Source organism: bacterium (assembly GCA_019637795.1).
Taxonomy (GTDB): Bacteria; Desulfobacterota; Binatia; order HRBIN30; family CADEER01; genus JAHBUY01.
The window spans coordinates 792,815-804,882 of record JAHBUY010000003.1 but is presented as its reverse complement, the minus strand read 5'-3'; the positions used below and the strand labels follow the sequence as shown (position 1 = coordinate 804,882).

8 protein-coding genes are annotated in these 12,068 nt (G+C 72.1%); 4 read left to right on the top strand and 4 right to left on the bottom strand.

Translation table 11 applies throughout. The features are described from left to right. Positions 1-68 precede the first annotated feature (68 nt). On the bottom strand, positions 69-980 hold the full coding sequence (locus tag KF840_13425) for a hypothetical protein (GenBank protein MBX3025903.1): 912 nt from the start codon (positions 978-980) through the stop codon (positions 69-71). Between KF840_13425 and KF840_13420 the strand changes: the two genes are divergently transcribed. Further along, positions 966-1,106, top strand: a complete 141-nt coding sequence (locus tag KF840_13420) for a hypothetical protein (GenBank protein MBX3025902.1) — start codon at positions 966-968, stop codon at positions 1,104-1,106. The genes KF840_13425 and KF840_13420 overlap by 15 nt on opposite strands. A gap of 96 nt (positions 1,107-1,202) precedes the next feature. Here KF840_13420 and KF840_13415 read toward each other — a convergent pair whose 3' ends face one another. Continuing rightward, positions 1,203-1,994, bottom strand: coding sequence for a DUF1566 domain-containing protein (locus KF840_13415; protein ID MBX3025901.1), 792 nt, complete (start codon positions 1,992-1,994; stop codon positions 1,203-1,205). Positions 1,995-2,150: 156 nt separating this feature from the next. Further along, positions 2,151-3,158: a glycosyltransferase family 2 protein gene (locus tag KF840_13410; protein ID MBX3025900.1), complete on the bottom strand. Its 1,008-nt coding sequence runs from the start codon at positions 3,156-3,158 to the stop codon at positions 2,151-2,153. 342 nt (positions 3,159-3,500) lie between these two features. On the opposite strand from KF840_13410, the gene KF840_13405 reads away from it, so the two are divergent. After that, positions 3,501-6,407, top strand: a complete 2,907-nt coding sequence (locus KF840_13405) for a VWA domain-containing protein (protein ID MBX3025899.1) — start codon at positions 3,501-3,503, stop codon at positions 6,405-6,407. 127 nt (positions 6,408-6,534) lie between these two features. Here the strand turns inward: KF840_13405 and KF840_13400 are convergent, their stop codons facing one another. Beyond that, positions 6,535-7,047: a DUF456 family protein gene (locus KF840_13400; GenBank protein MBX3025898.1), complete on the bottom strand. Its 513-nt coding sequence runs from the start codon at positions 7,045-7,047 to the stop codon at positions 6,535-6,537. 120 nt (positions 7,048-7,167) lie between these two features. Here KF840_13400 and KF840_13395 point away from each other — a divergent pair, with 120 nt between their 5' ends. Both KF840_13395 and KF840_13390 read left to right on the top strand, forming a co-directional pair. After that, on the top strand, positions 7,168-8,364 hold the full coding sequence (locus KF840_13395) for an acyl-CoA dehydrogenase family protein (GenBank protein MBX3025897.1): 1,197 nt from the start codon (positions 7,168-7,170) through the stop codon (positions 8,362-8,364). Positions 8,365-8,399: 35 nt separating this feature from the next. After that, positions 8,400-10,829, top strand: coding sequence for a CoA transferase (locus KF840_13390; GenBank protein ID MBX3025896.1), 2,430 nt, complete (start codon positions 8,400-8,402; stop codon positions 10,827-10,829). Positions 10,830-12,068 lie beyond the last annotated feature (1,239 nt).

The following is a 12,068-nucleotide window of genomic DNA, read 5'->3' as shown; positions in this document are numbered from 1 at the left end:
GAGCCGCGAAGAGGGCAGGTGTTGTTGGCCGCGCACCTGGCGACGGCAGGCGCGGCGCGCCCCGCCGGTCAGCGAGCGCGCCGTCGACCGGCCCACGCGCCGGCCGTCTCGCGGATCCGCTCGATCCAGGCGAACCGAGCGTGCCACCGCGGCGCCGGCGGCACGAATTCGTCGAGGCCGAAGCGCTCGGCGTAGGCCTGGTAGTGCCGGCCCGGACAGCGCGGGGCGAGAGTGCACGTCGCGACGCGCGGGCAGGGCACGGTGGCCACCGGCTGCTCCTTGCCGTCGTACGCCGGGCTGTCGGCCCCCTCGAGGTGCCAGTGATCGTCGCGGCGCGGCCGCAACGGCCTGCCGCCCGGCTGCTCGGCGGCGCGATACAAGACGCAGGGATGCGGCAGCGTCTGGGCGAAGGCGCGCGCGACCTCGTCACGCCGCGAGCGGATGCGCGCCAGGGCGCGCGCGAACGTCTCGACGATCTCGCTCTCGCGCAGCGCCACGCCGCCGTAGATCGCCGTTCCGGCCTGGCGGAGCGGATAGGGCAGGCGACTCCGCACCTCGACGCCGAGCCTGGCGCCGAGCGCGAAGATCGACGCGATCTCTCCGACGTTGGCCGGTGTCGGCACCGTCGTGATGGCGACCTGCACCGGCTTGCGGCTGCTCGCGAGCAGTCCATCGATGGCGGCGCGCGCCTCCCGGAACGAGCCGGGGCGACCGGTCACCGCGTCGTGGACGTCGGCGGTGACGCCGTACAGCGGCACGACGACGGTCGTCGCGTGCGGGGCGCGGGCGAGGAATGCCTCCCGGAAGGAGGTGTCGGCGAAGCGTCGCGCCGTCCCCATGACGGTGAGCCGGGAGAAGCCGAGCGGCGAGAGCTGCTCGACCAGGGGCAGGATGTGCGAGAAGGCGACCGGATCGATGCCCTCGAGCTGAACGTGCGCGATCCCCCGCTCGCGCGCCGCCCGCGCGTGCGCCAGCAGCACCGCCAGCTCGGCGGCGGCTCCGTCGCGCGGCGGCTGGTAGGTCTTGAGGGCGCAGAAGGCGCAGCGCTGTCCGCACTCGGCGCCGAGGTACAGGAGCAGCAGGTCCGAGCCGATCCGGTGCTGTGACGATGGAGCGAACGGTCCGGCGCCCGCCGCCTTTCCGGGGGGGGGGACAACTCGCTCACCGGCGGCTCGTGGCGGCGGCGCCGCGTGCGCCGCGGGTCAGTACGCGTTGTTGCGGACCCGGGCGCGCGAGGCGCCGGCGAGGGCGTCGAGGTCGGTGAGGCAGTCGACGTTGCCGGTGAGCGTGTTGAGCGCCCTGGCGCACGCCGCGTCGGGGTCGTAGGTTCCCGACAGCGCGTGCAGGATCAGCGACGGCACACCCGGTCCGACCAGCGGATCGACGGGCGAGCACGGCAAGCTGCTGCAGTCGAAGATGGTCAGCAACTCCTCGATCGTCGGCAGGCCCCAGTTCCGCCGACCGCCCAGCGCGCTGGCGTCGTCGAGCCCGTTGACCCGGCCGATGAAGGTCGTCATCGCCTCGTTCCAGGAGCGGTCGACGTCCATGCAGTGCAGACACCCGCCGGTCGCCGTCTTCTTCTCCCAGAGGATGCCGGTGGCGTTGTCGGTGACCGTGCCGTCACCGTTGTCGACGAAGCGCGTTCCCGACAGCGCGCCCTCGACCCGTTGGACGCACCCCTGGATCTCGATGCCGACCGACGCGGCGTCGCCGCCCCCCGGACAATCCCCGCCAGCGGCGGTCTCGGCCTTCGCGAAGGCGCTCGACAGCTTGTTCTGGCAGGCATCGAGCGCGTCGCCGGACGGCGCGTCGCCGATCTGCGCCGCCTTGGCCCCGGCCTTGAACAGGCACTTGGCGGCGTTGCCCGAAGCGAGCAACTGCTTCGCCGTGCACTTCTGCGCGTCGGTCGGGCCGGCGAGCGCCGAATCCCCGGTGCCCAGCACCGTGGCGACGGCGACGGCGATGGCGAGTCCCGTGATGTGTCTCTGCAGCATAGCCCCCTCCTGGCGAGCGATGGCTCGCGACGCGTGTCGATGCGCTGCGACGGCCGGCATGGCGAGCGCCCCCCTGGCGCTTCGCCACCGTCGATGTCGCTCATAGGCCGGCGTCGTGGGTGATCGCAAGATCCGATCGCGCGCCCGCTCGGTCGCCTACTTCAGCGCCAGTTCGATGGCGTCGAGCTTGAAGCGGCTGATCAGCTCGTAGAGCTGGCGCTTGCTGAGGGCCGACCGGCGCTGGATGTGGCGCCGCGCGCGCCACATCGGCGGCAGATGCCACGCCGCCGCCAGGTAGGCGGCGGCGATGGTCGTCGCGCCCTGGGCATAGGAGTAGTCGCGGGCGAACTTGCCGGCCAGGCCCTGACGGGTGGCCGCCGCGTACAACTGCAGCAGGTAGCGGTTGAGGGTGAACAGCGGGCTGACCAGGAGCAGGAAGCCGGGCAGGAACTTGACCGCGTTCCAGATGCGGTTGCGCTCGACCAGGAAGGCCTTGCGCCGCGAGTGTGGACCGGTGGTGAACGAGCCGCGGTGGCGGACGCGGGCGGCGGGCACGTAGCGACACCCCCAGCCGGCGAGCCGCCCGCGCATGCCGAGGTCGAGGTCCTCGAGGTACATGAAGTACGCCTCGTCGAAGAGCCCGGTCTCGCGCAGCATGCTGGCGCGATAGCCGGCGGCGCAGCCGTTCGGCGCCAGGACGTCCGCCTCCTGATCGTACTGGCCGAGATCCTTCTCCTCCCAGCCGCGCGAGCGGCAGATGCCGTCGGGGTAGAGGAGCAGCCCGGCGGAATCGATCAGATGGGGGAACTCGTACGACACGACGCGGCAGGCCAGCATGCCGACGTCGGGACGCGCGCCGGCGACGGCCATCAATGCGGCCACCAGGTCGGGGTCGGCCACCGCGTCGTCGTTCAGCAACAGGATCCACTCGCCCCGTGCCGCCCGTATGCCGCGATTGCAGCCGCCGGCGAATCCCTCGTTGCGTCGGTTGGCGATGATGCGCAGGCGCTCGCCGTGGCGCGCCCGCATGGCGCCGGCGTGGGCGCCGTCGTCGCTGTTGTCGACCAGGATCACCTCGAGCCGTGGATAGGTCTGGCCGAGCAGTGAGGCGAGGCATTCCACCAGCACGTCGCCGCCCTGCCGGCTCACCACGACCGCCGACACCAGGGGCTGAGGCGCGAGACCCGGTGCGCCGGTGGGCGTGTCCATGGACGCCGCGCCATTACCGGGTCCGCGGCCGCAGCGTCAATGTGCCCGTCGGTCGAACCGCTTGCGCGGCATCAGCCGTGCGCATGAGTGCCATTTCCGTGAGCGATATCGGGATTAGGCGAGTTGGTATGGCAGGTAGCATGTTGGATTAAATGGATTCATGCATGGGGCAACGCATTTTATGTTGAATGACGAACGCTTTGCGGCGAACGTACTGAGCATCCCCCTTCGTCGATGGCGCGCCCAGTTCTGGGCCAACGAAGCGTGCCGGACACGGTCCGAAAGAGAGGAAGAGCCATGCTCGTACGTTCTGCGTCCCGTCGCGCCCTCGCGCCCGCTTCCCTGGCCCTGTTCGCGCTGCTCCTGTCGGCCGCGCCGGCGGCGGCGACGATCACGCACGTCAAGACGATCGGCACTGCCTCATCGAAGACCGCGGGGACGACCATCGCCGTCACCGTGCCAGCCGGCGGGGTGGCGGCCGGCAACAGCATCATCCTGACCCTGGCGATGGACAACGCCAGCGGCACCGTCTCGGCCACCGACAGCGCCAACAACACCTATTCCGCCGATGCCACGGTCACCAACGCCGACGGGGTGCGCACGGTCATCCTCGCCGCCCACAACGTCGCCGCCCTGGCCGCCGGCAACACCATCACCGTCTCCCATCCGAGCGTCACCGCTCGTGCCCTGGCGGCCAACGAGTTCTCCGGCATCCTGGCGCCGTCGCCGCTCGACAAGGTCAAGACGCAGACCGGCACCGGCACGGTGCCCTCTTCCGGACTGAGCGCCACGACCACCCAGGCCTATGAATTGGTGATCGGCGCCATCGGCGTCGAGGGCCCGAGCGGCGACAGCTTCACCGCCGGCCCCTACTACACCGGCCTGACGCGCGCCGGCACCACCGGCGGCACCGCCGACACCAACATCACGATCAATCCCGAGTTCCGCATCGTCACGCTGACCGGCGCCTATGCCGCCGACGGCACGATCACCAGCCGCGACTGGGCGGTGGCGCTGGCGACCTACAAAGGCGTGTTCATTCCCCCGGCGCTCACCGCCGCCAAGCAGGCGGTGGCGCTGGCCGACTGCCAGCAGGCGCGCGTGAAGCTCGACGTCAGCGGCACCGGCGACCCGCCGAGCCAGCACGTGCCGCTCGACGTGCAGATCGTCTTCGACCGCTCCGGATCGATGGACGATGCCGGCGGCAACCCGGTGCAGCCCATCACCAACGCCAAGAACGCCGCCAAGGTCCTGATCGACCAGCTCGATCCCGCCACCGATCGCGCCGGCCTCACGTCGTACAGCACGACGCCGACCCTGGACAGCGGGCTGACCAGCAACTTCACCAGCGTCAAGACGGCGGTCGACGGCCTGTCGGCCAGCGGCTTCACCAACATCGGCGGCGGCGTGCTCAACGGCCAGACCCAGCTCGCCAACAACGGCCGCAGCGCGCCGGTGGTGCGCGTGCTCGTCGTCCTGTCCGACGGCGTCGCCAATCGCACCGCCGCCGGCGCGACCTGCCCCACCGAGCCCACCACGCCGAACGCGTGCACGCAGGACGCGGTCGATCAGGCCACGGCCGCCAAGGCGGCCGGCACGATCGTGTACAGCGTCGGGTTGAACCTCTCCAACATCGCCGAACCGACGCGCACCATCGCGCGCGATACCCTGCGCAACATCGCCACCGATCCGAGCAAGTACTTCGAGGTGCCGACGAGCGGGATCGAGGCGGCCTTCGCGCAGATCGCCGAGGCGGTGACCTCGATCGCCGGCTCGACCGCGGTCATCACCGACATCCTGCCGCCCGGGGTGTCGTACATCGGCGGCTCGGGCAACCCGGTTCCGACCAGCATCAACGGTCAGACGCTCACCTGGAATCTCGGCATCCTCAGCCTGGGCGAGACGCGCTCGGTCACCTTCGACGTCACGCTGAACCCGGGCGGCCCCAACCAACTCGTGGACGTCTACCCCGACTCGCGCGTCGACTACACCAACTACCTCGGCCAGAGCGCGTCGACGCCGTTCCCGCAGACGTTCGTGTCGACCACCGTCTGTCCGACCAAGACCCCGAGCGTGACGGCGACGGCCACGGTCACCTCGAGCGCGACCAGGACCCTGACGCCGAGCGTCACGCTCACGGCCTCGGCCACCCGGACGGCCACCGCCACCGCCACCCGCACCGGCACCGCCACCAACACGCCGACCGCCACCGCCACCCACACCGGAACGGTGACCTCGACGCCGACGGCGACCGCCACCCACACGGGGACGGTGACCTCGACGCCGACGGCGACGGTGACCGCGACCTACACGGGGACGGCGACGTCGACGGCGACGGCGACGGCCACCCACACCGGGACGGTGACCTCGACGCCGACGCCGACGGTGACTCCGACCTACACGGGGACGGCGACGTCGACCGCGACGGCGACGGCCACCCACACCGGGACGGTGACCTCGACGCCGACGCCGACGGTGACTCCGACCTACACGGGGACGGCGACGTCGACCGCGACGGCGACGGCCACCTACACCGGGACGGTGACCTCGACGCCGACGCCGACGGTGACTCCGACCTACACGGGGACGGCGACGTCGACCGCGACGGCGACGGCCACCCACACCGGGACGGTGACGTCGACGCCGACGGCGACGGCCACGGCGACTCGCACCGGGACGGCAACGCCAACCGTCACCCCCACCGAGACGTTCGTCGAACCGACGCTGGAACCGCTCATCGGCCCGGATGTCCGCATCCGCAAGGCCTTCACCGCATCCTGTCGGCCGGGAGCGACGACCACCATGCGACTGCTGGTGGACAACGTCGGTGATGGGCCGACCAGCGGACCCATCCAGGTGACGGATGCGCTGCCTGCCGGCCTCACCTTGTCACTGCCCGTCAACGCTCCGGGCTGGAACTGCGCCGCTTCGACGGCGACGGTGCTGAACTGTTCCTACCCGCCGCCCGTGGCGGCCGGCGGCAGCCCATTGGTCATCTTCGCGACCGTCACGGTGGCGCCCAAGAACACGGCCAAGGTGAACACCGCCGTCGTCAGCACGAGCGGCGATCTCAACCCGGACAATGATCGCAGCAGCGCGCTGTGCGGGCCCGCCGCGCCGGCGCCCGCGGCGTCGCCGATCGGCCTCGGCCTCGGACTCGCCGCGCTCATCGCCACGGCCGCCGTCGCCTTCCGCCGCCGCTGAGCCTCGTCCACGCCCAGAGGCCGCCCGCGCCGTTCTCGACGCGGGCGGCCTCGGCGCCCGAGCGGCGCTTCGTGCGCCCCGGGTGAACGGCACCCTTGCTCCCGGGGCGGCAACGCCGGAACCGCGGCTACAGGACGGCGAAGAGGACGATGATCACCATCGCCACCGCGATGGCCGATTTCACCACGAAGCCGAGCAGCCGCCCGCGCATCGCGGCCAGGCCGGTGGTCAGCGAATCCTCGACGCTGCCGCCTTCGCTGCGCACGGCGAGCGCGGCGCCGACGAAGGCGCCGGCCAGCGCGCCCAGGAGCGCGCCGACGCCGAAGAGGAACGGCGTCCCGAGGATGCCGCCGGCCACGGCGCCGCCGAGCGCCCCGAAGGTCACGCGCCGCGACGGCCGCGCCGCGCTGGCGCCGGCCCCGGCGGCGAGGAGTTCGAGGCCCTCGGCGGTCACGGCCAGCAGCGCCAGCCAGCCGATGGTCGACCACTGGATGAGCGTGAAGTCGGTGGCCCAGGCGTAGACGAGCGCGATGCCGACGATCAGCAGCGTGCCGGGCAGGCCGAGCACCAGCGTGAACACCGCGACGCCGCAGGCGAGCATCAGCAGGACGATGCCGAGGACGTGCAGCAGGGCGCTCATCGCCGGCGCACCATATCGCCTCGTCGAGCCGCGCGCGATTGGCGCCACGCGCCCCGCCCACGACCTTGACTCCACCGGCGGCGCTCAGTACGCACGGCTACCACCCGTCAGCCCCTGCGCATGATCACCCTCGCCGATACGCCGCCCGACGCGGCCTTCCGCCGCGAGCTGCGCGCCTGGCTCGAAGCGCACCTGCCGCCCGGGTGGCTCGCCGGCCGGCGCGACATCCCGCACGAGGAGAAGGCGCGCTACGAGTTCTTCCGCGACTGGCAGCGCACGCTGCACCGAGGTGGCTGGCTGGCGCCGGAATGGCCGGTCGAGCATGGTGGCCGCGGCGCCAGCTCGCGCGAGCAGATGATCTACACCGAGGAGCTGGCGCGGGTCGATGCGCCGCGCATCCTCGACAACGTCGGCCTGGGCATCGTCGGGCCGTCGCTGATCGACGTCGGCACGCCCGCGCAGCAACGCCGCTTCCTGCCCGGCATCCTGTCGGCGGACGAGATGTGGTCGCTCGGGTTCTCGGAGCCCAACGCCGGCAGCGACCTCGCCTCGCTGCGCACCCGCGCCCGGCGCGACGGCGACGAGTGGGTGATCGAGGGGCAGAAGGTGTGGTCGAGCCGCGCCCACCTGGCGCGCTGGTGTCTGTTGCTCGCCCGCACCGATCCCGCGGCGCCCAAACACAAGGGCATCAGTTGCCTGCTACTGCCGATCGACGCCCCCGGGCTCACCATCCGCCCGACCCGCCAGCTCACCGGCGAGAGCGAGTTCTGCGAGCTCTTCCTCGACAACTGTCGCATCCCCGCCGACCACGTGCTCGGGCCGGTGCACGGCGGTTGGGCGGTGATCCAGACCGCGCTCGGCCACGAGCGCGGCACGCTGTGGGCGACCGAGTTCAAGATCCGGCTCGAGAAGGGCGCGCGCAGCCTCGCCGCGATGTACGACCGCCTGCGGCGCGAGGGCGTCGTCGACGGCGCCCAGCTCGCCCGCCTGCGGCCGCGCGTCGTCCAGGCGTGGATCGAGGCGACGGTCTTCGCCGCCCAGACCCTGCGCACCCTGCCGCTGCTCGAGCACGCGCCGACGGTGCCGCCCGAGGCGGCGCTGCAGAAGCTCTTCGGCAGCGAGATCGAGCAGCGCATCGAGGAGCTGTCGCTCGACCTGCAGGGACCCTACGCGCAGCTCTACCGCGATGCCCGCCAGCTCGATCCCACGGACTGGCAGGAGCGCTACCTCTATGGGCGCTCGGTGACCATCTCGTCGGGCACGTCGGAGATCATGCGCAACCTGCTGGCGCAGCGGGCGCTGGGGTTGCCGCGCTGACGCCCCGCTGAGGCGTCACGGAGGAGCACGGAGTCATGGCTGAATCGCTGGCTCTCAGCGGCCTGCGCGTCGTCGATCTGACCGACGAGAGCGGGCATCTCGCGGGCCGCATCCTGGCCGATCTCGGGGCCGAGGTGCTGAAGGTCGAGCCGCCAGGCGGCGATGCGGCGCGGCGGCGCGGGCCGTTCCTCGGCGGCGAGCCGCATCCGGACGCCGGGGCGCAGTGGCTGGCGCGCAACCTGGGCAAGCGCAGCGTCGTGCTCGACCTCGACGCCGCGGCCGATCGGGCGCGGCTGCACGCGCTGCTGCGCGAGGCCGACGTGCTGCTCGAGACCTGCACGCCGGCGATGCGCCAGCGCCTCGGCCTCGACGACGCGGCGCTGCCGGCGCTCAACCCGCGGCTGGTCGCCTGCTCGATCACGCCCTACGGGCGCAGCGGGCCGAAGGCCGAGCTGCGCGGCTCCGATCTGACGGCCCTGGCGGCGAGCGGCAATCTCTTCATGACCGGCGACGCCGACCGGGCGCCGGTGCGCTGCTCGATGCCGGTGACGCACTACCACGGCGCCGCCGAGGCGGCGCTCGGCGTGCTGTTCGCCCTCTGGCATCGCGACCGCACCGGCGCCGGCCAGCAGGTCGACGTGGCGCTGCAGGAGCTCATGCTGATGCCCAATATGACCCACCCGGCGCAGGCGTGGGTGCAGGGCTATCGCGGCCAGCGCTCGGGCAACTTCAACCGCGTCGGCGAGACCATCCAGCAGGAGATCTGGCCGTGCAAGGACGGCTTCGTCAGCTTCGCGTTGCGCGGCGGCCCGGCGCGCATCCCCGGGCTCATCGCGATCACCCGATACATGGACGAGCACGGCATGGCGCCGCCGGTGCTGAAGGATCGCGACTGGACGACGTACAACAACAACCTCCTGACGCAGGAACAGGTGGACGAAATCGCGGCGCCGTTCGCCGCCTTCTTCAAGACGAAGACGATGCAGGAGCTGTACGATGCCGCCTGCAGCCGCCGCCTGATGCTGGCGCCGGCGAACACCGAGCGCGAGCTGTTGCAGAGCCGGCAGCTCGCGGCGCGCGCCTACTTCACCGAGCGCGCGCCGTCGCCGGCGCGCCGCGAGCGGGTACGGCTGCCGTCCCGCTTCGCTGCGTTTCCGCTCGCCCGGGTGGCTGAGCGCGCCCCGGCGCTCGGCGATGCCGGCGGCTTCTCGCCCGGCCCGCGCTTTGCCTCGCCGCGGACCGGCGCCGTGCCCGCGGGCGAGGGCGGGATCTTCGCCGGCCTCAAGATCGTCGAGTTCGGCGCCGGCGCGGCGGCGCCGCTGGCGACGCGCTACTTCGCCGACCAGGGCGCCACGGTGGTGAAGATCGAGTCGCGGCAGCGTCCCGATTTCCTGCGCACCCTGCGCGACGACGGCTCCGGCAAGCTCGACCACAGCCTCTTCTTCGCCTGCATCAATCCCAACAAGCTGAGCGCCGGCCTCAACATGAAAGCCCCGGGCGCCATCGCCCTGGCGAAGCGGCTGATCGGCTGGGCCGACGTCGTGATCGAGAACTTCGCGCCCGGGGTGATGGAGAAGTGGGGCCTCGGCTACGCGGCGCTCGAGAAGGAGTTTCCGGGCCTGATCATGGTCAGCACCTGCCTGTGGGGGCAGACCGGCCCGGAGCGCGCCTATCCCGGCTTCGGTGGTCAGGGGTCGGCGCTCGCCGGCTTCAACCATCTGACCGGGTGGCCCGACCGCGAGCCGCTGGGGCCGTTCGGCACCATCACCGACTCGATCTCGCCACGCTACGGCGTGGTGGCGACGGCGGCGGCGCTGCTGCACCGGGCCCGCACCGGCGAGGGCGCGTACATCGACGTCTCGCAGGTGGAGACCGGCGTCTACGGCCTGAGCGAATGGCTGCTCGGCTACGAGGCGAGCGGCGCCAGCGCCGGCCGCATCGGCAACCGCTCGCCGCACGCCGCGCCGCACGGCGTCTTCCCGTGCGCCGGCGAGGACCGCTGGATCGCGATCGCGGTCCACGACGACGAGGACTGGCGTCGGCTGGTCGCGGCCATCGGCAGCCCCGGCTGGGCGACCGCCCCGGCGTTGGCCTCGCTCGCCGGTCGCCTGCGCGCCCTCGACGACATCGAGCGCCAGCTCGCCGCCTGGACGCGCGCCCAGGATGCCGCGCCGCTCGCCGAGACGCTGCAGCGCGCCGGGCTCGACGCCGCGGTGGTCGCCGACATGCAGGACCTGCTCGCCGATCCGCAACTCGCGCACCGCGGCCACTTCACCGAGCTCGTGCACCCGGTGCTCGGGCGCTACGTGGTCGAGGCGATGGGCGTGCGCTTCTCCGCGGCGCCGATGCGCTTCGCGCGCCCGGCGCCCTGTCTCGGCGCCGACAGCCGGGAGACCTACTGCGGACTGCTGGGCATGTCCGAGGCCGAGCTCGAGGACCTGCGCGCCGCGGGCGTGCTCTCCTGAATCCACGGATGAACGCCGATCCCCGCGCCACCCCGCAGCGATGAACGCAGAGCCGATCCGCCCCGCGCGCGCTCGGCGTCCTGGGGTCCTCGCAACCCTTCGCCGCCGATGGGCGGCGTGCGGCTTCGTGTTCATCGGTGGGCGATGGGGCGGGAATCGGTGTTCATCGGTGTCTCCATGTCCTGAATCCACGGATGAACGCCGATCCCCGCGCCACCCCGCAGCGATGAACGCAGAGCCGATCCGCCCCGCGCGCGCTCGGCGTCCTGGGGTCCTCGCGACCCTTCGCCGCCGATGCGCGGCGTGCGGCCTCGTGTTCAGTGGTGGAGGGTGGGGCGGGAATCGGTGTTCATCGGCGTCTCCATGTCCTGAATCCACGGATGGACGCCGATCCCCGCGCCACCCCGCAGCGATGAACGCGGAGCCGATCCGCCCCGCGCGCGCTCGGCGTCCTGGGGTCCTCGCGACCCTTCGCCGCCGATGCGCGGCGTGGGGCTTCGTGTTCATCGGTGGAGGGTGGGGCGGGAATCGGTGTTCATCGGTGTCTCCATGTCCTGAATCCACGGATGAACGCCGATCCCCGCGCCACCCCGCAGCGATGAACGCAGAGCCGATCCGCCCCGCGCGCGCTCGGCGTCCTGGGGTCCTCGCGACCCTTCGCCGCCGATGGGTGGCGTGCGGCTTCGTGTTCATCGGTGGGCGGTGGAGCGGGAGTCGGTGTTCATCGGTGTCTCCATGTCCTGAATCCACGGATGAACGCCGATCCCCGCGCCACCCCGCACCGATGAACGCAGGGCCGATCCGCCCCGCGCGCGCTCGGCGTCCTGGGGTCTTCGCGACCCTTCGCCGCCGATGGGCGGCGTGGGGCTTCGCGGTCATCGGTGGGGGCTGCAGCGGGAATCGGTGTTCATCGGTGTCTCCATGTCCTGAATCCACGGATGGACGCCGATCCCCGCGCCACCCCGCAGCGATGAACGCGGAGCCGATCCGCCCCGCGCGCGCTCGGCGTCCTGGGGTCCTCGCGACCCTTCGCCGCCGATGGGTGGCGTGCGGCTTCGTGTTCATCGGTGGGCGGTGGAGCGGGAGTCGGTGTTCATCGGTGTCTCCATGTCCTGAATCCACGGATGAACGCCGATCCCCGCGCCACCCCGCACCGATGAACGCAGGGCCGATCCGCCCCGCGCGCGCTCGGCGTCCTGGGGTCTTCGCGACCCTTCGCCGCCGATGGGCGGCGTGGGG